The organism is Streptomyces sp. H39-S7 (genome assembly GCF_027158205.1).
In the GTDB taxonomy this organism is placed as follows: Bacteria; Actinomycetota; Actinomycetes; order Streptomycetales; family Streptomycetaceae; genus Actinacidiphila.
This window is the reverse complement of sequence record NZ_JAPVLU010000002.1, coordinates 23,951-45,323: the sequence shown is the minus strand read 5'-3', so window position 1 is coordinate 45,323 and position 21,373 is coordinate 23,951. Positions and strand designations below refer to the sequence as shown.

General features: G+C 72.8%; 20 protein-coding genes. 8 read left to right on the top strand and 12 right to left on the bottom strand.

Annotated features, from left to right (window positions below):
• Nucleotides 1-88 precede the first annotated feature (88 nt).
• Nucleotides 89-877, bottom strand: coding sequence for an aminotransferase class IV (locus tag O3X23_RS01980; RefSeq protein WP_269269275.1), 789 nt, complete (start codon nt 875-877; stop codon nt 89-91).
• 13 nt (nt 878-890) lie between these two features.
• Nucleotides 891-2,465, bottom strand: a complete 1,575-nt coding sequence (locus O3X23_RS01975; RefSeq protein ID WP_269269274.1) for a hypothetical protein — start codon at nt 2,463-2,465, stop codon at nt 891-893.
• A 181-nt stretch (nt 2,466-2,646) separates the two neighbouring features.
• On the opposite strand from O3X23_RS01975, the gene O3X23_RS01970 reads away from it, so the two are divergent.
• Both O3X23_RS01970 and O3X23_RS01965 read left to right on the top strand, forming a co-directional pair.
• The gene (locus O3X23_RS01970; protein WP_269269273.1) at nt 2,647-4,080 is read left to right on the top strand and encodes an amidase; all 1,434 of its coding nucleotides are present in this window, start codon (nt 2,647-2,649) and stop codon (nt 4,078-4,080) included.
• Between the two features lie 118 nt (nt 4,081-4,198).
• Nucleotides 4,199-4,660 carry a MaoC family dehydratase gene (locus tag O3X23_RS01965; RefSeq protein WP_269269272.1) on the top strand — a complete coding sequence of 154 codons (462 nt, stop codon included), beginning with the start codon at nt 4,199-4,201 and terminating at the stop codon, nt 4,658-4,660.
• A gap of 37 nt (nt 4,661-4,697) precedes the next feature.
• On the opposite strand, the gene O3X23_RS01960 is transcribed toward O3X23_RS01965, so the two are convergent.
• Together O3X23_RS01960 and O3X23_RS01955 are read right to left on the bottom strand one after the other, a co-directional pair.
• On the bottom strand, nt 4,698-5,315 hold the full coding sequence (locus tag O3X23_RS01960; protein ID WP_269269271.1) for a TetR/AcrR family transcriptional regulator: 618 nt from the start codon (nt 5,313-5,315) through the stop codon (nt 4,698-4,700).
• A 72-nt stretch (nt 5,316-5,387) separates the two neighbouring features.
• Nucleotides 5,388-6,536: an acyl-CoA dehydrogenase family protein gene (locus O3X23_RS01955; RefSeq protein ID WP_269269270.1), complete on the bottom strand. Its 1,149-nt coding sequence runs from the start codon at nt 6,534-6,536 to the stop codon at nt 5,388-5,390.
• Nucleotides 6,537-6,588: 52 nt separating this feature from the next.
• Here O3X23_RS01955 and O3X23_RS01950 point away from each other — a divergent pair, with 52 nt between their 5' ends.
• Both O3X23_RS01950 and O3X23_RS01945 read left to right on the top strand, forming a co-directional pair.
• Nucleotides 6,589-7,248, top strand: a complete 660-nt coding sequence (locus O3X23_RS01950; protein ID WP_269269269.1) for a TetR/AcrR family transcriptional regulator — start codon at nt 6,589-6,591, stop codon at nt 7,246-7,248.
• Nucleotides 7,241-7,747 (top strand): DUF402 domain-containing protein, encoded by a 507-nt coding sequence (locus tag O3X23_RS01945; RefSeq protein ID WP_269269268.1) that lies wholly within the window; start codon nt 7,241-7,243, stop codon nt 7,745-7,747. The genes O3X23_RS01950 and O3X23_RS01945 overlap by 8 nt, the downstream gene beginning before the upstream one ends.
• 155 nt (nt 7,748-7,902) lie before the next feature.
• Here the strand turns inward: O3X23_RS01945 and O3X23_RS01940 are convergent, their stop codons facing one another.
• From O3X23_RS01940 to O3X23_RS01925, 4 genes are all read right to left on the bottom strand, one after another.
• Nucleotides 7,903-8,985 (bottom strand): Zn-dependent alcohol dehydrogenase, encoded by a 1,083-nt coding sequence (locus O3X23_RS01940; RefSeq protein WP_269269267.1) that lies wholly within the window; start codon nt 8,983-8,985, stop codon nt 7,903-7,905.
• Nucleotides 8,986-9,076: 91 nt separating this feature from the next.
• Nucleotides 9,077-10,477 (bottom strand): aldehyde dehydrogenase family protein, encoded by a 1,401-nt coding sequence (locus tag O3X23_RS01935; RefSeq protein WP_269269266.1) that lies wholly within the window; start codon nt 10,475-10,477, stop codon nt 9,077-9,079.
• A 135-nt stretch (nt 10,478-10,612) separates the two neighbouring features.
• Nucleotides 10,613-12,823: a molybdopterin-dependent oxidoreductase gene (locus tag O3X23_RS01930; protein ID WP_269269265.1), complete on the bottom strand. Its 2,211-nt coding sequence runs from the start codon at nt 12,821-12,823 to the stop codon at nt 10,613-10,615.
• 128 nt (nt 12,824-12,951) lie between these two features.
• Nucleotides 12,952-13,545, bottom strand: coding sequence for a TetR/AcrR family transcriptional regulator (locus tag O3X23_RS01925; RefSeq protein ID WP_269269264.1), 594 nt, complete (start codon nt 13,543-13,545; stop codon nt 12,952-12,954).
• 120 nt (nt 13,546-13,665) lie between these two features.
• Between O3X23_RS01925 and hmgA the strand changes: the two genes are divergently transcribed.
• The 3 genes from hmgA to O3X23_RS01910 all read left to right on the top strand — a co-directional run bounded on the left by hmgA (nt 13,666) and on the right by O3X23_RS01910 (nt 17,165).
• Nucleotides 13,666-14,973 (top strand): homogentisate 1,2-dioxygenase, encoded by a 1,308-nt coding sequence (hmgA, locus tag O3X23_RS01920; protein ID WP_269269263.1) that lies wholly within the window; start codon nt 13,666-13,668, stop codon nt 14,971-14,973.
• The gene (locus O3X23_RS01915; protein WP_269269262.1) at nt 14,970-15,716 is read left to right on the top strand and encodes a GntR family transcriptional regulator; all 747 of its coding nucleotides are present in this window, start codon (nt 14,970-14,972) and stop codon (nt 15,714-15,716) included. Before hmgA ends, O3X23_RS01915 begins: the two co-directional genes overlap by 4 nt.
• A 132-nt stretch (nt 15,717-15,848) precedes the next feature.
• Complete coding sequence (locus O3X23_RS01910) at nt 15,849-17,165, top strand: type ISP restriction/modification enzyme (RefSeq protein ID WP_443047678.1); 1,317 nt, start codon at nt 15,849-15,851, stop codon at nt 17,163-17,165.
• Nucleotides 17,166-17,339: 174 nt separating this feature from the next.
• On the opposite strand, the gene O3X23_RS01905 is transcribed toward O3X23_RS01910, so the two are convergent.
• Nucleotides 17,340-17,603, bottom strand: coding sequence for a hypothetical protein (locus tag O3X23_RS01905; protein WP_269269261.1), 264 nt, complete (start codon nt 17,601-17,603; stop codon nt 17,340-17,342).
• A 266-nt stretch (nt 17,604-17,869) separates the two neighbouring features.
• Nucleotides 17,870-18,664 carry an SGNH/GDSL hydrolase family protein gene (locus tag O3X23_RS01900; RefSeq protein ID WP_269269260.1) on the bottom strand — a complete coding sequence of 265 codons (795 nt, stop codon included), beginning with the start codon at nt 18,662-18,664 and terminating at the stop codon, nt 17,870-17,872.
• Nucleotides 18,665-18,907: 243 nt separating this feature from the next.
• On the opposite strand from O3X23_RS01900, the gene O3X23_RS01895 reads away from it, so the two are divergent.
• Nucleotides 18,908-20,098: a DUF5925 domain-containing protein gene (locus O3X23_RS01895; RefSeq protein ID WP_269269259.1), complete on the top strand. Its 1,191-nt coding sequence runs from the start codon at nt 18,908-18,910 to the stop codon at nt 20,096-20,098.
• Between the two features lie 95 nt (nt 20,099-20,193).
• Here O3X23_RS01895 and O3X23_RS01890 read toward each other — a convergent pair whose 3' ends face one another.
• On the bottom strand, nt 20,194-20,568 hold the full coding sequence (locus tag O3X23_RS01890) for a GntR family transcriptional regulator (RefSeq protein ID WP_269269258.1): 375 nt from the start codon (nt 20,566-20,568) through the stop codon (nt 20,194-20,196).
• A 152-nt stretch (nt 20,569-20,720) separates the two neighbouring features.
• On the bottom strand, nt 20,721-21,347 hold the full coding sequence (locus O3X23_RS01885) for a CGNR zinc finger domain-containing protein (protein WP_269269257.1): 627 nt from the start codon (nt 21,345-21,347) through the stop codon (nt 20,721-20,723).
• Between the last annotated feature and the right edge of the window lie 26 nt (nt 21,348-21,373).

The following is a 21,373-nucleotide window of genomic DNA, read 5'->3' as shown; positions in this document are numbered from 1 at the left end:
ATGCGTCACCTTTTTGTTCGGCTTTTCCCATCGGCAACGGGTTTACCGGCACCGGAAGGCCGTCCCCGCACGTCCGCCGCCCACCGGCTCACAGCGCGTCCCACGGAGCGGACTCGAAGAGCGAGATCACCCGCTTCACCAGATCCGAACCCGTGGGCAGGATCAGCTCGTCCAGCCGCCCGACCGGAGCGATCCCCCGCGAGTTGCAGGCGAAGGCGCCGTCGAACGAGGCCACCTCGGCCACCGTGACCCGCCGGTGCCGCCACGGCACTCCGGCCGCGTCCATCTCCCGCTGGATCACCCGCATCGTGATGCCGTGCAGGGCGGGCGCGTCGGGCCAGACGACCGTGTCGCCGTCCGCGAAGCCGACGTTGGTGATCGACCCCTCGGCGATCACGCCACCGGGCCCGACGAGCAGCGCCTCGTCGAACCCGGCCTCGCGCGCCGCGTTGCCGAAGTACCCCTGGGCGAAGCCTCCGACGTGCTTCACGTGGGCCACGGGCCGCTGGTAGTCGACGGACAGCAGGCTCTGCGGCCCGCCCGGTCCGGGCCCCGGACCCCGGACCGACACCAGGAGGGAGACGTCATCGGCCCCGTCGGGGCGGAAGACATTGACGCGCACCGACGCGTCGACGTCGTCACCCAGCGCGTGCCGGACCGCGTCGAGCACCCGGCCGCCGTCCAACCCGGTGCCGAACAGCTCCCGGGTGGCGCCGGCCAGCCGCTCGAGATGGAAGTCGAGCCCGCGCACCGCCCGCCCCCTGACCTGCATGGCGGTGAAGTGCCCATAGCTGCTGACCATGACGAACCGCGACAGGTCCTCGGCGGTGGCGGCGCGGCCGTCGATCTCGATCCGGAAGGCAGGAGTACCAGTCATACCGGCCACCCAATCACGCCGTCCCCGTGGGGCGCCGGGAGCGCGGTCGCCAGCCGGCCGCCGGGGCTCCGGGCAGCCAGCCGTCGATCAGCCGCTCCATCACCGCCGTGGGAAGAGCGCTGTTCTCCGCCGCACCCGAGGCCACGTCCCAGTCGGGGTGGCCCAGCAGTTCCACCAGAACCTCCGCAGGCAGTGCGGGGTGCCGAGCGGCGAACCAGCATCCGTCGCGGTGCTCCAGACAGAGCAGCAGCGTCTCCGCGGTGGCCGATGGGTGGCGGGCGATCGGGCCCAGCGCCTTGCGGACCGCGTGCGAGTCGAGCGCCATCCGGTGCAGCAGATCGGCGGGGCAGTGCGGGTTGGTGGCGACCGCGCTGTAGACGGAGAGGCCGTGCCGTTCCACGATGGCCAGCAGATGGTCCGCGGTGAGGGACGGGTGGGGGGCGATCCGCTTGGCCACGCCCGCGTCCGGGTCCGCCGCGAACCCGGTGAGCAGATCGGCCGGAAGGTCCTCCCTGACGGCGGCGAGCGCGCGCACCTGAGCGACGGGGGACGCGGCGAGCAGCCGCAGTTCGTTTTCGGACGCGGCGGCGATCCTCGGGGGGATCTCCCGGACGAAGCGCTGACGGGCGGCGAGCGACACGAGCAGGTCCAGGGTGACGGCCGGATTGTCGCTGAGCCCGCGCCGGACCTCGGGCGCCGGGTCGCCGGCGAGGCGTCGCAGCAACGGTCCGGGGACGGCGGGGTTGAGGGCGAGAGCCCGCCGGACCAACGGGTCGGCGTCGTCGGCCAGCGCGGTGTACACCTCCTCACCGAGGCCGGAGCGTTCGGCGATGAAGGCGCGCTGCCAGGGTTCCGGCAGGGAGACCAACGCCGCCATGCCGTCCGGCGGCGTCGCGGGATTCTGCAGTGCGGAGAGCCGGACCTCGAAGATGCCGGGTCCGTGATCGCCGCACTGGGCGCGGCGCGCGTCAGGGTCCGCGACGGTGCGGCACGAGCCGCACATGGTGGGCGGCGGGCTGCCGCCGTCGGCGAGCAGCCCGGCGAGGATGCGGGCGGGAACCTGGTCGTTGCGGGCGAGCGCGGACCGTACGGCTGTGCTCGGATGCCGGGCGAACGTCTCCATCAGGTCGGAGGGCAGCGCCGCGTTGAGGGCGAGTGCTTCCAGGACGCCGTGGTCCGGGTCATCGGCAAGGACGTAGAACGTTTCGCCGAGATCCCGCTCCAGGTCCGCCACCTCCCAACGGACGTCGCGGTCGGGGCAGACGGCGAGCTCCGCCGCCCAGGAGAGCGGCGCCAGGTCGCTGACGAGGGCGGCGAGTGCCACCTTGGGGTCGTCCCGCGGCACTTCCTCCAACGGCAGGCATCCGGCCCAGATCAGCCGCTGCCGCACCCAGCCGCCACCGCGCTCGACCAGCGCGTGCCGGAGCTCGGGCCCGAGGTCGGTCCGCGTGGCGAGTTCGCCCAGGAGGTCCTCGTCGGCGCGAGCGATGAAGCGGGCGAGCAACTGCCGCGGCAGGGCTTCGTTCTCGGCGAGGCCGCACAACTGGGCCCCGTGTTCCAGAGCCGGGTGGCTCACCGCTTCCGTCACCTGTCCTCCGTGATGTCGGCCCGCGTACGGGCGCCCCGGAATCATGACCTATTGCCACTGGTCGGCGCGCGGCCGATTCCGTCGGTCGGACGCCTACGGGGTCTGGCTGGCTACCGGCGGGTAGTGCGAGGATCGCGGCGCACGGTGACGTGATGCCGAACGAGCAGAGGACGGGACAGCCATGGCGCAGCTGCACGATCTGACCGCGGTGGAGCAGGCGGAGGGGGTACGGAGCGGATCCGTTTCGCCGGTCGAACTGACCGAGCACTATCTCGACCGCGTCGAGCGGCTGAACGAGAGCGTGGGCGCGTACATCACCGTGACCCCCGAGATCGCCCGCAAGCAGGCGGCCGACGCGGAGAGCGAGGCGCTGTCCGCGCGCCGCGAGGGGCGGGAACTGCCGCCGCTGCACGGCGTTCCGGTGCCGGTCAAGGACCTCAACTTCGTGGCGGGGGTGCGCTGCACGCTCGGCTCGCGGGCGTACGCCGACCACGTCCCGGACATCGACGACCACGTGGTGACCAGGCTCCGCGAGGCGGGGACGATCCTGCTCGGCAAGACCAACACCCCGGAGTTCGGGCTGCCCTGCTACACCGAGAACCAGCTCGCGCCGCCCGCCCGCACCCCGTGGGACCTGGAGCGTTCCGCCGGCGGTTCCAGCGGGGGCGCCGCCGCGGCGGTCGCGTCCGGGCTGGCGCCGATCGCCCAGGGCAGCGACGGCGGCGGCTCGATCCGCATCCCCGCGTCCGTCTGCGGGCTGTTCGGCATCAAGCCGAGCCGGGGACGCGTCAGCGGCGGCCCCGTGCAGCACGATGTGAGCGGCCTGAGCACGTCGGGACCGATCGCCCGCAGCGTCGCGGATGCCGCCACGCTGCTCGACGTCCTGGCCGGCCCGATGCCGGGCGTCCCGTACGGCGCGCCCTCGCTGCCCCAGGGCGCGAGCTTCGCCTCGTACGCCGGGGCCGAGCCCGGGAGGCTGCGGGTGGTCGCGCTGCCGACCCCGCCGGTTCCCGGGGTCGACCTGCACCCGGACTGCCGGGCGGCGTACGACGGGGCGACGCAGCTGCTGCGCGATCTCGGCCACCAGGTGGACGAGATGGAGCTGCCGGTGGACGACAGCATCCGCGACGCCTTCAGCAGGGTGTGGGGCGTGATGTCGACCGTCTACCCGGTCGCCCCGGAACACGAGGAGCTGCTGATGCCGCTCACCCGGCACCTGCGCGAGCGGGGCAGCCGGGTGACGGGGTCGGAGTTCGCGGGGGCGCTGTACGCGTTCCGCGCGCTGGGGCAGCTCATCGCGGACGCGCTGCTCTCCTCGTACGACGTCATCCTGACCCCGACGCTGGCCCAGCCGCCCGCCCCGGTCGGCGGGCTGCGGAACGACGGCGACCCCGAGGCGGAGTTCGCCGGCCTGGCGGCCTTCACACCGTTCACCCCGCTCTACAACGCCACCGGCCAGCCCGCGGTGAGCGTCCCCCTGCACTGGACGCCGGCGGGCCTCCCGATCGGCGTGATGTTCGGTGGCCGGTACGGCGACGAGGCCACGCTCATCTCCCTCTCCGCACAGCTGGAGGCGGCCCGGCCCTGGGCGCAGCGCCACCCCGCGATGTGGTGAACGGGGGACGCTGATTCCTCCGGTGTCCGCCGTCCGGGCGTTGACAGGGCCGACGACCCGAACCATGCTGAGCAAGCGCTTAGTAACCCGTCGGACAGTTGGGCACAGGAGGCATCAGATGTCGCAGGCCAGGATCTTCGCATCGCTGGACGATCTCCGGGCGGCGGTGGGCGAGCAGCTCGGCACGACCGGCTGGATGGAGATCGACCAGAAGCGGATCGACCTGTTCGCGGAGGCCACCGGCGATCACCAGTGGATCCACGTCGACCCGGAGAAGGCCGCACAGGGACCGTTCGGCACCACCATCGCGCACGGCTTCCTGACGCTGTCGCTGATCCCGTCGTTCACGCCCGACCTCTTCCGGGTCGAGGGCGTGAAGATGGGCGTCAACTACGGCGTCAACAAGGTCCGCTTCCCCGCACCCGTCCCGGTCGGCTCGCGACTGCGCGCCACCGCGCAGATCGCGGAGGTCACCGAGGTCGGCGGCGGCGTCCAGCTCGTCACCAAGGTGACGATCGAGCGCGAGGGCGGCGACAAGCCGGTCTGCGTGGCGGAGACGGTGGCTCGCTTCTACCTCTGAGAGCGGGCGGGCCTGCCCCCGGAGGGGGCCTGTGGCCCTACGTCTGCCGGGGGCCGACCATGCGTCCGACGAGGTCGGCGTAGAGCACGCCGACGTCGTCGGGCGTACGGCGTCCGTCGGGGTTGAACCAGCGGGCGACGTCGATGCAGAGCGACAGGATGGCGAGGGCGGTGCCCGCGACGTCCGGCACGTCGAACTCGCCGGTCCGCACGCCGTCCTCGATGATCGAGCGGACCGCGCGCTCGGACTTGCGCCGCAGCGCGACGATCTCGGTGTAGTGGTCCGGAGCGAGGGCGCCCAGCTCGTACTGCACGACCCGCGCGGTGGTGTGCCGATCCGCGTGCCAGCTGACGAAGGCCCGCACGGCGACGGCGAGCCGCTCACCCGGCTCGCCGACGCCGTTGGCGGCCTCTTCGAGCAGGCCGACGGAGCGCAGATGGCCGACCCGGCTGATCTGGTAGAGCAGCTCTTCCTTGGTCTTGTAGTGGATGTAGAGCGCGGCGGGGCTCATCCCGGCGCGTCCGGCGATGTCGCGGGTCGTCGTCGCGTGGTACCCGCGCTCGGCGAAGGCCTCGACCGCGGCGATCACCAGCCGACGGGCAGCATCGGGGGTGACGTCGCTCCACGTGTCGGGCGTTACTGCCTCCACATCCATGGCCGTCACCCTACAGCCAAGGTGAGCAAGCGCTTAGATACCGGCCGGTCGGTCAATAGGACCGGCCGGGGCTCAGAAGGCGGACACCCCGGTCAGGGCGCGTCCGATGAGCAGCTTGTGGATCTGGCTGGTGCCCTCGTACAACGTCATGACGCGCGCGTCCCGCAGCAGCTTCCCCGCCGGGTACTCGTCGATGTACCCGTACCCGCCGAACACCTGCAGCGCGTTGTTGGCCGCTCGCACCGCGGCCTCGCTCGCGAAGAGCTTCGCCACCGAGGATTCGGTGGCGAAGGGCAGCCCGCGGTCGATGTGGTCGGCGACGCGCCAGGTGAGCAGCCGGGCGGCGTCCACGTCCACCGCGATGTCGGAGATCAGTTCCTGCACCAGCTGGTGGTGGGCGATCGGCTTGCCGAACTGCTCGCGCTCCCCCGCGTACGCCACGGCCGCGTCCAGGCACGCCTGGGCGATCCCGACGCAGCCCGCCGCGACCGACATCCGGCCCTTGGCCAGGGCGGACATCGCCACCGAGAAGCCCTTGCCCTCGGGCGCGATCATGGCGGAGGCCGGCACGCGGACACCGTCGAGCACCAGCTCCGCGGTGGCCTGGCCGCGCAGCCCGAGCTTCCCGTGGATCTCCCGGCGGCTCAGCCCGGGGGTGTCGGTCGGCACGAGAAAGGCGCTCACGCCCTTGTGCCCGGCGTCACCGGTCCGCGCGAAGAGCAGCACGACCTCGGCCCAGGTGCCGTTGGTGATGAACATCTTGGAGCCGGTGATGACGTACGAGTCACCGTCGCGCACCGCGCGGGTGGTCAGATTCGCGGCGTCCGAGCCGGTCCCGGGCTCGGTCAGTCCGAAGCAGCCCACCGCCTCACCCGACGTGAGGCGCGGCAGCCACTCCCGCTTCTGGTCCTCGCTCCCCCAGTACGCGATCGACTTCGCGACGAGCCCCAGCGACACCGAGACGATGCCGCGCACCGCGGAATCCCCCCGGCCCAGCTCCTCGGTGACGAGGCAGTACGCGAGGTGGTCCCCGCCCGAGCCGCCGTACTCCTCGTCGATCGTGAGCCCGAGGAACCCGAGCGCGCCGAGCTTCTTGACGATCCCCCGGTCCACGCTCTCGGCACGGTCCCACGCCACGGCGTGCGGCGTGATCTCGCGCTCGGTGAAGTCCCTGGCGAGCTGCCGGACGGCGGTCTGCTCCTCCGAGAGCGCAAGGTCCACGGGGCACCTCCCATAAATTAGCACCGCTAGTTTTTAGTACGCAGGCCCTACTATGCGTGCCATGGCCCGCCCTCGCAAGCCCCTCCTGAGCCGCGAACTGATCGTCGCCGCCGCACTCGCCCTTCTGGACACGGAGGGGCTGCCGGCGCTTTCGACGCGGCGGCTCGCGGCCGAGCTCGGGGTCAGCGGGCCGTCGCTCTACAACCACTTCAAGGACAAGGACGACATCCTCGACGCGGTGGCCGACACGGTCGTCTCCCAAGTCGACCTGTCGATGTTCCAGGGCAGCCCCGACTGGCGGACGGCACTGCTGGCATGGGGCCGCTCGTACCGCGCGGCCCTGGCCGCACACCCGAACATCGTCCCCTTCCTCGCCCAGGGCCCCGGCCGCCGGCCGGCCGGGCTGCGGATGGCCGACGCCGTCTTCGGCGGCATGGTGAACGCCGGCTGGCCCCCCGCCCACGCCACCCGGATCGGCGCCCTGATGCGCTACTTCGTCGCGGGCTCGGCCCTCGGCTCCTTCGCCCGCGGCTTCGTCGACGACGCCGGAGCGTACGACCCGGCCGACTACCCCCACCTCGGCAGCGCGCACCTGCTGGCGGAACACCAGCAGCAGGTGGACGAGGGCGCGTTCGAAACGGGCCTTCGCGCACTCGTGGACGGCCTCGCGATCCAGTACAAGGACGGCGGTTACGATGCCCCGCATGTCTGACGACGTACAGGTGAAGTACCGGAAGTACGACGGATCGCTGCACTGGAACATGACCATGCGCCGACTGGGCGAGGACGAACACGGCGTCTGGCTCGGGGTGCCCGCCGACAACGTGATGCGGAAGGGACACGGCCCGGACATCGCGTTCCCCGACGCATATGTCCTGCTGTTCCCGCACCACCAGTGGTGGACCGCCACGTTCAACGCGGCCCCGCGCTCCACCGAGATCTACTGCGACATCACCACTCCGCCGCAGTGGGTCTCGGAGACCCACGTCACCATGATCGACCTGGACCTGGACGTCGTCCGCAAGCGCGGCGAGTCGGCGCCGCGCCTCATCGACGAGGACGAATTCGCCGAGCACCAGGTGCGCTACGGATACCCGGCCGACGTCATCGACCAGGCCGCCGCAGCCGCGGAATGGCTCATGCAGCAGATCGCCGCCGGCGCCGAGCCGTTCACCACGGTCCACCGCGCGTGGCTGACGCACGTCGAGTAGAACGGTCCGAACGTGAGGGGGCCGGGGCCGCAGGGGGTGGGTTTCGAAATGCTGCCGAGCTAGTGGTGGGCCGCCAGGCCCGTAAATAGTGGATTTCGAAGCCCACCCCCGGAGGGCCCGGCCCCGACCCCCCGACCTGACGAGGTCACGTTCCGCTAGAAGATCACCAACGCCCGCCCGCCACGCCCATCCACCATCGCCGAGAACGCCGCCGGAATCTCCTCCAGCCCGATCCGTTCCGTCACCATCGCCCCCAAATCCAGCCGCCCCGCACGAATGTGCTCCGCGAGCACCGGCAGATCCCTCGCCGGATCGCTGTTCCCGTACACGCACCCCGACAGAGTGCGGCCGAAATAGAAGAGTTCCAGCGCGGAGAACGTGACGACCTGGTCCGCCCCACCGATGCCGACCACCGTCGTCCGCCCCCCGCGCCGTGTGGCCGACCACGCCGTGCGGATCGTGTCGGCGCGGCCGACGCACTCGATGGCGACGTCCGCCCCGTACCCCCCGGTGAGCTTGCGGATCTGCTTGGCCGTGTCGTCGGAGGCGAGCAGGAAGTCGGTGGCGCCCGCCGCCCTCGCCAGCTCTTCCTTCGCGGGCGAGACGTCCACGGCGATCACCGGCCCGGCGTCCGCGATGCGCGCGGACTGCAGCACGGAGAGCCCGACGCCCCCGACGCCGAAGACCGCGACCGACTCACCGCCGCGGACCCGGGCGGCGTGGTGGACCGCCCCGTAGCCGGTGAGGACCGCGCAGCCGAGCAACGCGGCGTCGGTGAGCGGGATGCCGTCCGGAAGCGGCAGGATCGCGTTCTCGGGGACGACCGTCTCCTCGGCGAAGACGGCGGTGCCCAGCCCCGCGTACAGCTCGCTCCCGTCGGAGGCGAGCTTCGCGTACGGGGCGGTGGAGCCCGCACCGGCGTTGGCGCAGAGCCACGGCTCGTCGAGGGCGCAGAAGTGGCAGGCACCGCAGGAGGGCGCCCAGTTGAGGACGACGCGGTCGCCCGGCGCGACCGCCGTGACCCCCTCCCCCACCTCGATGACGGTCCCGGCGCCCTCGTGCCCGAGGACGGCCGGGACGGGCTGACGCAGCGTCCCGTTGGACAGCGACAGGTCGGAGTGGCAGACGCCCGCGGCGGCGAGGCGGACCCGGACCTGGCCGGGGCCCGGTGCCGGGATCTCGATCTCGGTGACGGTCAGGGGCTGGTTGACGGCGGGAAGGACGGCGGCGCGGACCACGGGGTTCCTCTCGGACGGGTAGAACTACGGAGCACCGGCCTGCGGCCGGGCACTGAGCCGGCCGGCCGCAGGCCCGCCCGCAGACCGGACCTCAGAACTGGAGCGACTTCGTCTGCAGATACTCCGCCAGCCCGTGCGCACCCAGCTCGCGCCCGACGCCCGACTGCTTGTAGCCGCCGAACGGCGCCAGCGGGTTGAACCGGCCGCCGTTGATGTCGACCTGCCCGGTGTCCATGCGGCGCGCGAAGGCCACGGCCTCCGCCTCCTCGCCGGCCCACACCGCGCCCGCGAGCCCGTAGACGGTGCCGTTGGCGATGCGCAGCGCGTCGTCCTCGTCCTCGTACTTGAGAATCGCGACGACCGGGCCGAAGATCTCCTCCTGGGCGATGGTCATGTCCGGGGTGACGTCGGCGAAGACGGTCGGCCGGACGTAGTAGCCGTCGTCGAACCCGTCGGGGGCGTCGGGTCCGCCCGCGACGACCCTGGCCCCCTCCTCGATGCCGCGCCGGATGTAGCCGCGGACCCGGTCGCGCTGCTTGGCGTTGACGACGGGGCCGAGCCGGTCGCCCGGCACGTACTTGGCGGCGGCGGCCGTGGCGATCTCCACGGCCTCGTCGTACCGGCCGGCGTCGACGAGCATCCGCGTCCACGCGCTGCAGGTCTGGCCGGAGTTGGCGAAGACGTTGCCGAGGCCCACGTTGACCGCCTTGGCGAGATCGGCGCTCGGCAGGATGACGTTGGCGGACTTGCCGCCGAGTTCGAGGGCGACGCGCTTGACGGCGGCGCCGGCGGTGGCGCCGATCTGCTTGCCGACGGCGGTGGAGCCGGTGAACGAGACGAGGTCCACGTCCTCGTGGGCGGCCAGCGCCTGGCCGGCGACCGGGCCGAGGCCGGTGACGAGGTTGAACACCCCGGCGGGGATGCCCGCCTCGTCGACGGCCTCGGCGAAGAGCTGCGCGGTGAGCGGGGTGTCCTCGGCGGGCTTGAGGACGATCGTGCAGCCGGCGGCGAGCGCCGGGGCGACCTTGGCGACGATCTGGTGCAGCGGGTAGTTCCAGGGCGTGATGGCGCCGACGACGCCCACCGGCTCCTGCAGCACGGTGGAGTTGCCGACCTTCTCCTCGAAGGCGTACGACGCGGCGAGCTGCGCGTACGAACCGGCCACGGCGATCGGCAGGTCGGTGTGGACGGCGGCCGCGAAGCCGAGCGGGGCGCCGAGTTCGGCGCTGATGGTCGCGGCGATCTCCTCGCGGCGGGCGGCCAGCCGGTCGCGTACCGCGCCGATGAGGGCGGCACGGTCGGCGGGCGCGGTCGCGGCCCAGCCGGGGAGCGCCGCCCGGGCGGCGCGTACGGCGGCGTCGACGTCCTGCGGGGTGCCGGCCGGCACGGAGGCGATGACCTGCTCGTCCGCCGGATTGACCACCTCGATCGACTCGTGCCCGGCGGCGGGGCGCCAGGCCCCGCCGATGTACATGCCGTCGTGAGCCTTCACGTCGTCGTCCTCCCGGTAGGGGGCGGGTCTGCCTGACCCGCCCAAACTAGCGCCGTTAGTTTTCGCACGCCAGAGGCTTTGCCGTGCTCTGGCTCACGTACCGGCAGGCGTCCGCGCACCGTACCGGGGGCCGGATCATCTGCCGCCCGGCAACGCCGACACCTGCACCGGGAAGCCGTTGAGCACGGCGGTCCCGGAGAGCGGGTCGAGGCGGCTGCCGTCGAGGAGCTGGTTGACGTTGGCTCCGGGCCGCAGCCCGGCGGTGGCGAGCCGTGTGCCGTCGCGGTCGTGCCCCCAGCCGTGCGGCAGGCTGACAACGCCGGGGCGTACGGCGTCGGTGATCTCGACCGGGGCCTCGATCTCGCCGCCGTCGCCCTTGATCAGGGCGGTCGCGCCGTCGGCGAGCCCGAACCTGGCCGCGTCCTCGGGGTGGACCTGCAGCGTGCACAGGTTGGTGCCGCCGGAGAGCGCCGGCAGGTTGTGCATCCAGCTGTTGTTGGAGCGCAGGTGGCGGCGTCCGATGAGGACGGGTCCCGCGGCCCGTTCGGTCAGCGAGCGCAGCAGCCGCGGCACGTCGGCCGCGATCGGCGCCGGGGCGAGTTCGATCCGGCCCGACGGAGTGCGCAGGACCTCGGGGACGCGGGCGGCGAGCGGGCCGAGGTCGATGCCGTGCGGCTGGGCGAGGACCTTGTCGAGGGTGAGGCCGTACGGGCCGAGCCGGAGCATGAGGTCGATCCGCCGCTCGTATCCGGTCCTGCCGTCGAGCCGGGCGGCCAGCTCCGCCGGGTCGCCGCCGTGCAGCGGCGAGTGCGGGTCGGCGGTGGCGCGGGTGAGCAGTCGGGCGATCGCCTGCTCGTCCACGGCGGCGGGGTCGGCGTCCGGCGCCGCGCCGGACAGGATCTGGACGAGCCGGGCGTAGATCTCGGGCTCGCCGGGGCGGCCGTCCTCCAGCTCGACGGCCGGGCGGCTGTAGCGCACGGTGTTGCGGACGGCGAGCGTGGAGAAGGCGAAGTCGTAGTGCGCGCTCTGCGTCGGCCGCGGCGGCGGCAGGACGACGTGGGCGTGCCGGGAGGTCTCGTTGAGGTACGGGTCGACGCTGACCATGAAGTCCAGCCCGGCCAGCGCCCGGTCGAGGCGGTGGCCGTCGGGCGCGGAGAGCACCGGGTTGGCGGCGAGGGCGATGACGGCCCGGACGCGGCCCTCACCGGGGGTGTCGATCTCCTCGGCCAGCGCGGCGCTGGGAAGTTCGCTCTTCACCTCGGGGTGGCCGGATACCCGGCTGTGCCAGCGGCCGACGGTGAAGCCCTTGCCAGGGGCGGCGGGCCGGGGTGCCCGCGCGGTCGGGGAGAGCGGGAACATGGCGCCGCCGGGCCGGTCGAGGTTGCCGGTCAGCACGTTGAGCACGTCCACCAGCCAGCTGCACAGGGTGCCGAACTCGACGGCGGTGCTGCCGAGCCGCCCGTAGACGGCGGCGCTGGGCGCGGCGGCCAGTTCGCGGGCGAGGGCGCGGATCTCGGCGGCCGGCACCTCGCACACGCCCTCGACGGCTTCCGGGGTGAAGGCGGCGGCGAGCTCGCGCACCTCCGCCACGCCGGTCACGTGGTCCGCGAGCGCGCCGAGGTCGGTGAGGTCCTCGGCGAACAGCACCTGCACGACCGCGAAGAGCAGCGCGGCGTCGGTGCCCGGCCGCAGCGGGACGTGCCGGTCGGCGACCTCGGCGGTGCGGGTGCGCTTCGGGTCGATGACGGTGATCCGTCCGCCGCGCTTCCGCAGCGCCTTCAGTTTGCCGGGGAAGTCGGCCGCGGTGGCGAGGCTGCCGTTGGAGACCAGCGGGTTGGCGCCGATGATGAGCAGGTGGTCGGTGCGGTCCAGGTCGGGGACCGGGATCGCGTTGGGGTCGCCGAAGAGGTAGCCGCACGCGACGTGCTTGGGCATCTGGTCCAGGGTGCTGGCGGAGAAGATGTTGCGGCTGCCCAGGGCGCTGAGGAGCTGCGCGGGGTAGAGGCCGCCCGCGACGGTGTGGACGTTGGGGTTGCCGAGGACGACGCCGACGGCGTCGGGCCCGTGGGCGGCCGTGACCGCGCCGAGCCCGGCGGCGACGGCGGCGAACGCCTCGGCCCAGCCGGTTTCGACCAGCCGGCCGTCCTTGCGGACCAGGGGGCGGCTCAGCCGGTCGGGGTCGGCGTCGAGAGCGCCGAAGGTCGCCCCCTTGGGGCAGATGAAGCCGGCGCTGAACACGTCGTCGCGGTCGCCGCGGGCGCTCGTGACCGTGTTCTCGTCGAGGGTGAGTGTCAGACCGCAGGTGGCCTCGCACAACGGGCAGATTCGCAGGGCGGTACGGGTCATCGGACTCTCCTGGGACGACGGCAGCGCACGTACAGGCGAGCATACCGACCGGTATGCATGTGTGAACCCCCAGGAGGACCCCAATCGGCCGGGACCGGCAACCTTCTTCGGCCGCCACCGGCAACCTGCTATCGGGCGAGGTACGCGCGCAGCAGCCGCTTGGTCTCCGCGATCACGGCCGGATCCCCGGCCGGGTCGGTACGGAAGGCCAGCTGGAGCAGGGCGTCGGCGGCTTCCACGCTGATCACGAAGGTGAGCCGGGCGTACGCGTCCGCCGGGTCGAGCCCCAGCCGCCCGGCGAGCAGCTCCAGCAGCCGGTCGGCGACGTGCAGATTCGGCTCAGACTCCCCGGGAATGCCGAAATCGACGAGCTCGAAGCCGGGCGTGGTGCCCTTCATCGCGATGTACTCGTCGACCACCACCTCGACGACCACGTCGAGCGGCAGCGACGCGTCACCCTCCGGTCCCGCCAACCGGGCCGTGACGCGCTCCAGGTACCGGTCGAGATTCCGCTGCGCCAGGGCGTCCGCCATCGCCCGCTTGTTGGAGAAGAAGCGGTAGACGGAGCCGATCGGGACCCCGGCGCGGACGGCGACCGCGCGGGTGCTGAGGCTCTCGTAGCCGGCCTCGTCCAGCAGTTCGGCGCAGGCGTCAAGGATGCGGCCGAGACGTTCGGTGCTGCGCTGCTGCACCGGCGTCCTGCGAAGCCCTTGGCCGGTCACGGCACACCCCCCTCTTTTCAGGTCACCCTAGCGGCGGCCCGCCTCAAGGTCATTGACGGTTTGCCGGTCTCATTCCTATGGTCGACGATAGGAATAGGACAACGGCACCGGGAGCGCGCGATGGGCAGCACACACGGCACGGACCTCACGTACTCCCCCGGTTTCGGGAACGAGCACGTCAGCGAGGCGGTGCCCGGGGCGGTGCCGATCGGCCGGAACTCCCCGCAGCGCGCCCCGCTCGGCCTGTACGCGGAACAGCTCAGCGGCACCGCGTTCACCGAGCCACGGCACCAGAACCGCCGCAGCTGGCTGTACCGGATCCGCCCCTCGGCCGCGCACCCACCGTTCCGCAGGGTCGACAACGGCGCGCTGCGCAGCGCGCCCTTCCTCGACGTGGAGCCGGACCCCAACCGGCTGCGCTGGAGCGCGCCCCCGCTGCCGGACGTCCCCACCGACTTCGTCCAGGGCCTGGTCTCCGTCGGCGGCAACGGTGACGTGCTGCGGCGCGAGGGCATCGGCATCCACTGGTACGCGGCCAACACCTCGATGACGGACCGGGTCTTCTCGTCCTCCGACGGCGAGTTCCTGATCGTGCCCGAGCACGGCACCCTGCTGCTCCGCACCGAGCTGGGCCTGCTCCAGGCCGGCCCCGGCGAGGTCGCGCTGATCCCGCGCGGGCTGCGGTTCCGGGTGGAGCTGCTGGAGGCCTCGGCGCGCGGCTACGTCTGCGAGAACTACGGGCAGGCCTTCCGGCTGCCCGACCTCGGCCCGATCGGTGCGAACGGGCTGGCCAACGCCCGGGACTTCCTGGCACCGGTGGCCGCCTTCGAGGACCGCGAGGAACCGGTCGAGGTGATCAACAAGTTCGGCGGCAACCTCTGGGCCGCGACCTACGACCACTCGCCGCTCGATGTCGTCGGCTGGCACGGCAACTTCGTCCCGTACGTCTACGACCTGCGCCGGTTCAACGTCCTGGGTTCGCTGAGCTACGACCACCCGGACCCGTCGATCTTCACCGTGCTGACCTCCCCCTCCGACACCCCCGGGCTGGCCAACGCCGACTTCGTGGTCTTCGCGCCGCGCTGGCTGGTCGGCGAGGACACGTTCCGCCCGCCGTACTTCCACCGCAACGTCATGAGCGAGTTCATGGGCCTGATCGAGGGCGCGTACGACGCGAAGGCCGAGGGGTTCGTCCCCGGCGGCTCGTCGCTGCACAACATGATGTCGGCGCACGGCCCGGACCGCGCCACCTTCGACAAGGCCAGCGCCGCCGAGCTGAAGCCGCAGAAGGTCGACGACGGGCTGGCCTTCATGTTCGAGACCCGCTGGCCCGTCGTGCCGACCGCCGGCGCCCTCGCCGCCGATCACCGGCAGGAGGGTTACGACGAGGTGTGGAAGGGCCTCGAGCGGCACTTCAGGACGTCATGACCGCGTTCGCCCCGGACTCGATCGTCCTCAACCGCAAACTGCCGCTCTGGTACCAGGTCTCCCAGTCGCTGCGCGCCTCGATACTCGGCCGCCGCCCGGACGCCCCGCTGCGGCTGCCCACCGAGGACGACCTGGCCGGCCACTACGGCGTGAGTGTGCTGACCATGCGCCAGGCGCTCAAGGAACTGGAGACCGAGGGGCTGATCAGCCGGCACCGGCGGCGCGGCACCTTCATCGAACCGACCGCGCTGCGGGGCGCGCCGGTCCGGCTGCTGGGCTCGGTCGACGCGATCGTGGCCCAGCAGTCGGGTGAGCACACCGCCGTACTGGCGCACGGGACCGCCCCCGTTCCGCCGTGGGCCGCCGAGCACCTGCCGGATCTGACGGAGGCCGCGTTCTTCCGCCGGCTGCGGTGCGAGGAGAGCGGCGAGCCGACCAACTGGGCGGAGAACTTCGTCCGTCCGGAACTCGCCGGCCGCATCGACCTGGCCGATCTCGAACGGTGGCCGATGACGAAGGTCCTGCGGGACGCGCTCGGCGTGCGCATCAGCCGGATCACCGACACGGTCGAGGCCCGGCTGGCGGACCCGGAGACCGCGCGGCTGCTCCAGGTCCCGCTGCTCAGCCCGATCCTGCACTACACCGGGGTGACGTACGACGAGTCGGGCCGCGCGGTGGACGTGGTGCGGATCCACTACCGCGGGGACCGGTTCTCGTTCACCGTGACGATGGAGGCACGCTGATCCCGCCGGCGCGCCGACGCCGTCGTACCGCCGCCCGCGACCTGGATGGCGGTGCGGCCGTCACCCGGGCTCAGTACGATGCCCTCGGTGGGAAGCGCATCCGCGAATCCAGGCGCTGGGGAGGCCCGTGACGTGACACCGCCACGAGCCGCCGGCTCCGACTCCGGGCCGGGCCGGGGCGCTCCCGTGCTCGCCGATCTGATGCCGTGGTCCGTGCCGCCGCTGGTCTACGGGCGGTCGTGGGCGGTGGCGCCCGACGCGAAGGCGCTGCGGGCCCGCTGGGACGCGCTGCTGGGGGCGGCCGACGACGCGGAACGTGAACGGCTGCTGCGTCCGAGCCGCGCCCGCGGACTGCACACCCCGGCGCCGCAGCTCGCGGTCCCGGGACGGGAGGGGCGGCCCGCCGCCACCACCCGGCTCGCCCGCGAGAACGGCCGGTGCCCCGACCCGGTCCGCGTCCTGCACGGCGCCTTCGACCTCCAGTGGCTGATCCCCGACCACCGGCTCATCGACGCCGCCCGCCCCGAGCTGTGGCGGGTCGCCGACGAGCGCCAGATCTTCGCCGTGGAGCAGGCCAGGTTCCTCAACGTCCTCGGTCCCGCACTGTCGTTCGGCGCCGTCCTGCCCGACGGTCGCTCGCCGGCCGGGAAGCCGGGCAGGATCCGGCCGCTGTACCGGCGGCCCGGCGGGCAGGACCCCAACATCGCGCCCGGCCTGACGGAGCTGCTCGGCGAGCTCCTCGGCCTGCCGGTCGGCGCCGAGGACGTCCTGGCCTGGATCACCGTCGCGGGCCTGCCGGCCCGGGACCCGCGCGACGGTGTCGTGGTGCCGCTCACCCGCGACCCCGAACTGTGGCTCGCGGCCGTCGGGCTGGGCCGGACCTCGATCTGGCTGCACACCCGGGGCGAGCGCTGCGCGGATCCGGCCGCCGGCCGGCCCGGCGGCCATCCCCGGCTGCCCGGCGGCCGGCGCCCGTACGTCCGCGCCCCGCTGCCCGCCGTGCCGCGGGCCGGGGAACTGGCGTACGACCCGGAGGAGGAGGCGCTGCGGATCGGGGACGGGCTGATCTCACCGGTGCCGGCCACCGCGTGGGAGTTCCACGCGGGCGGGGTGCGGGTGCTGGAAGCCTGGTACGAGCGGCGGACGGCCGTCGCGGCCGCGGGAACGCTGGAGGCGATGCGGCCCGCGCGCTGGACCCGGGAGACCACCACGGAACTGCTCGAACTCGTCTCCGTGCTGACGCTCCTGGCCGCACTCCGTCCGGAACGGCGGAAGCTGGCGGAGCGACTGGCGGCGGAGCCGGGTTCGCGACGGGCGCGCGCGGCGGGGATCTCCGCCGACGCGCTGCGCCTGGCGGGGGTGCTGCCCGCGCCCGCGGGGGCGCGGCGTCCCGCCTCGGTGCTGGACCATCACGAGGAGGGGCCGGACGGCCAGTTCGCACTCCTGTGAACCGTGGGCCGTGACCGTTGCACGTCCGCTAAGGACGCTGCGGGTGTACCAACGCATCGGAAGCGTCTCCACGCACGTGGACGCGCGTAGAGCTCCTGCCGTTCACGGCGAGCACACCGTAACGCCGCTGGCCGCAGCGTTGTGCCGGGACGGTGTGACCGCCGGAAGGTGGGATCAGCCGCGGCTGCCGAACAGGGAGCGCCGCAGGCGCCGCAGAGGCGCGAACAGGGACACCCGTGCACTGCGGCTCGCCTTGGTGCGCGCCGAATCCCGCGAGGTCAGCTCGCGCATCAGCAACGTCGCCTCCGCACTCTCACGGTGCGGGACGGCGGGGCCGCCCAGTATCGCGAGATGACGGTCCAGACGCGTGCTGGTCGTGCTGCTTCCGCAGTTGATGGCAGGCACTCTCGGCCTGCTTCGCATAACTATCTGATCCATGACACTCCCCACCCGTACGAGGGCACCCGGCCCGGGCAGGGTAACCCTATCGCCCCGACGCGTCACCTGCGCATCCCAGGCCCCGGATTGACCCTCCGGCCCTGGGCGTTGACGACTGAACAGCGAATTACCTTCGCTCGCAAGGAAGTTGGCGAACGGGCAACAAGGGGAGCCTACCCCTCCTCCCGCTCCTCCGCTCATCGCCGGAACCGGCCGCCGCCGACGTCCGGCACGACGCCGGCGGCGGCCGGGAGGAGCGGTACGGATCAGGCGGCGGAGCTGAACGCGGGCAGGTAGCCGCCGGACTGGCCGGCCGCCTTGGGGTGGTACGACTCGTCGACCGGGAAGGTCAGGCTGTTCAGCCAGGGCGAGCCCGAGCAGAGTTCGTGCCCGGTGAAGGTGCCGCGCACATCGGCGAAGCTGAACCCGTGGTCGGCGGCGCGCTTGGCCGTCACCGTGTCGAGTTCATCGGCCGCACCGTTGATGGCGGTGCGTGAGCGGTCGCTGAGGCCGGCCCAGCAACTGCCGCCGATCTTGTAGAAGTGCGGGTAGCCGACCACCACCACATGGGCGTTGGGGGCCTTCGCGTGGATGGCGTTGTATACGTTGTCGAGGAGGCCGGGGAGGGTGTTGTCCGCGTAGGTGCGGGCCTGCGCGATGCGGGCCAGACAGGTGCTCTCGGAGTTGAGCACGCAGGTGGTCATGACGTCGGCGAAGCCCGCGTCATTGCCGCCGATGCTGATGCTCACCAGTCCGGTGGACGCGTTGAGCGGCCCGAGCTGGTTGTTGAGCACATCACCCGTCCTGGCGCCGGAGCAGGCGGTGAAGGCGAATGCGGACGGGGCGTGAGCCGCCGCCCAGAGCACGGGATATGCCTTGGTGCTGCGCTTGCAGGCACCGCTGGAGCTGTCGTAGCTGCCGGCGCCGACACCCGCGGAGTACGAGTCTCCGAGGGCTGCGTACGAGGGCGCCGCGGCGTGCGCGGGGGCCGCGCCGATGAGCGCGAGGCCAGTGGTGAGGATCAGCGCGGATACGGCTGACACCAACCGGGACAGTCTCATGGAACCTCCCTGGGCAGGATCTCTGCGAGACCTGTTGTACCGGCCGGTAACCCTTGGGGGAAGTACCCTGACCACGAATTTTTGTCGTGTCCATTGCGATGATATGAAGAGTCCGTAATGGCTCGACCCCACGCCGACCGATCCGCGTTCAAACCTCTTCCAGGCCTCGTTCCAGCCGCGTCCGCGCCTCCTGCCCGCCTCCTCGGCCGGAGCCGCTTTCCCACCCGGAAAAGCACTGGGCGGATGCGGCTCCCGTGCCGGATCATGGGCCGCATGTCCGCGAAGCCCCATGACCCGAGGAGGCCTGTGCCGCAGAGCCTGCCCGATCCCGCACCCGCCCGGCACACACCGCGCCCGCCGCACCGAGCGGTACCCGTCCATCTGCGCCTGGACGACAGCGATTCACCGTCCGACGTCGTCGACGCGCTCTTCCTCGGACGCTTCACCTCCGGTGAACAGCCGTACTCGCGCGGGGCGTCCCTGGAGAACGTCAAGTCCGGCCTGACACTGATCCCGCCGGACGCCGCCGTGCTGCGCCAGGCCCGCGACAAGGACCGCAGCGCCACCCTCGCCGAGGGCGACGGCTGGACGATCCTCATCTCCCGCTGGAACCGCGGCGCGGACGTCACGGTCGCCGCCGTCACCGACGATCTGGCCGAGCAGGTGCTCGCGCGCGCCGTCGAGAACGCCGAGGACGAACCCGAACCCCAGCCCGAGACGGTGACGATGGGCTTCTGGTACGTCTCGCCGCGCCGCGGCCCGCACCGCACCACCCGGCAGATCTCCGCCGCCACCTGGGACGAGCTGCGGGGCAACTACACGGCCCCGGTGGCCGAGGCCATGGACGGCCTGATGAAGCTGTCCAAGGACGACATCACCGGCCGGCTGCTGCTCCTGCACGGCCCGCCCGGCACCGGCAAGACCTCGGCGCTGCGCACCCTGGCCCGCTCCTGGCGCGACTGGTGCCAGGTGGACTGCGTGCTGGACCCCGAACGGCTCTTCAACGACGTCGGCTATCTGATGGACATCGCCATCGGCGAGGACGACGGCACGGCCGGCGGCCGCTGGCGGCTGCTGCTCCTGGAGGACTGCGACGAACTGATCCGCGGTCAGGCCAAGCACCAGACCGGCCAGGCGCTCTCCCGGCTGCTCAACCTGACCGACGGCCTGCTCGGCCAGGGCCGCAACGTGCTCGTCGGCATCACCACCAACGAGGACCTGGAACGGCTGCACCCGGCCGTCGTCCGACCGGGCCGCTGCCTGTCCCGTATCGAGGTCGGTCCGCTGACCCGCGACGAGTCCGCCGCCTGGCTCGGCACCACGGAGGGCATCGGGCGCGAGGGCGCCACCCTCGCGGAGCTCTACGCGCTGCGGCGCGGCGCGGGCTCCACCATCCCGGCCCCGGCACCGGCGTCGGACGGGCTGTACCTCTGATCGGTACCGGGTTCGGGTGGGGGTTCGTCCGGGTGTCGCGGACGTCGCAGGTGCGGCGCCCGCTCCGGGACGAGGACCTGCCCGCCGCGGACGACCTAGCCGTCGTAGGCGGCGCGCAGCGCCTCCTGGACGGCGGCGAGGGCGGCCGCGCGGTCCAGTCCCAGGCGGTGCGCGCGCTGCGCGAACTCCGCGGCGGCGGCAGCGGCCTGGCGCTCGGCGGCATCGCCCGCGGCGGCGACGAAGGTGCCGTGCCGGCCCCGCGTCTCGACCACTCCGTCGGCTTCGAGGGCGCGGTAGGCCTTGGCGACCGTGTTGGCCGCCAGGCCCAGCTCCTCGGCGAGGCCCCGCACGGTCGGGAGCTTGTGGCCGACGGGGAGCCGCCCGGTGCGGGCCTGATCGGCGATCTGCTCGCGCACTTGCTCGAAGGGGGCGGTGGCCGCGTAGGCGGCGACGGTGATCCTCAGGCTCATGGCGGCGATCCTGGCACAACGGACACGGCCGGCGGGCCCACGGGTCCTGGCCGGATCGCGCCGGGTCAGGTCGCACCGGGCGGGGTCACTCCGGGTCGGACCGTCCCGGGTCGGGTCACGCCGGGTCAGGTCACGTCGGCACGGGTCGTCCGTCAGCCGCGGGCCGGATCCGGGTCCCCCTCCGCACCGGTGCGCGTGCGCTGATAGTGCCGGGCGACCCGGGCCCGGTTGCCGCACGCCGGCTTGCACCACTCCTGCCGGCCGTGCCCCTTGACGAAGTAGCGGACGCAGCGAGGGGCCGTGCAGGCCCGCAGCCGGTCCCGTTCCGGCCCGGCCAGGAAGTCGATGGCGGCCCGGGCCAGACCGGCGAGGATCCGCACCCCCGGGTCGTCCTCCGTGGACAGCGGCCGAACGGCCGGGGTCCCGCCCCGGGGCCAGACCAGCTGCGGGGCGACGGGCTCGGCGGCGGCTGCGGAGTTGAGCCGGTCGAGGGCCAGGCCGGCGGGGATGAGGCGGTCGGCGTCGGCGCGGCTCGGCGGCTCCGGGCTCACGGCCAGGGCGAACAGTGCCCGGACCGCCTGGCGGAGGGCGACGACACGGTCTCTCAGCTCCTCGTCCGCGGCGAACTCCCCGCCGTCCGCGGCGGGTCCGGGGAACAGGTCCGCCCGCTCCCGGATCCAGCGGGTCGTCTGCTCGACGGTGACGAGGTCGTCCGCGACGCCGCCGTCCCCGTCGTGCCGGACCGTGCCCACCAGCTCCAACGCCAGCTGTCGCTCCATGGATCTCCCGCCCTCTGCCGCCTCGC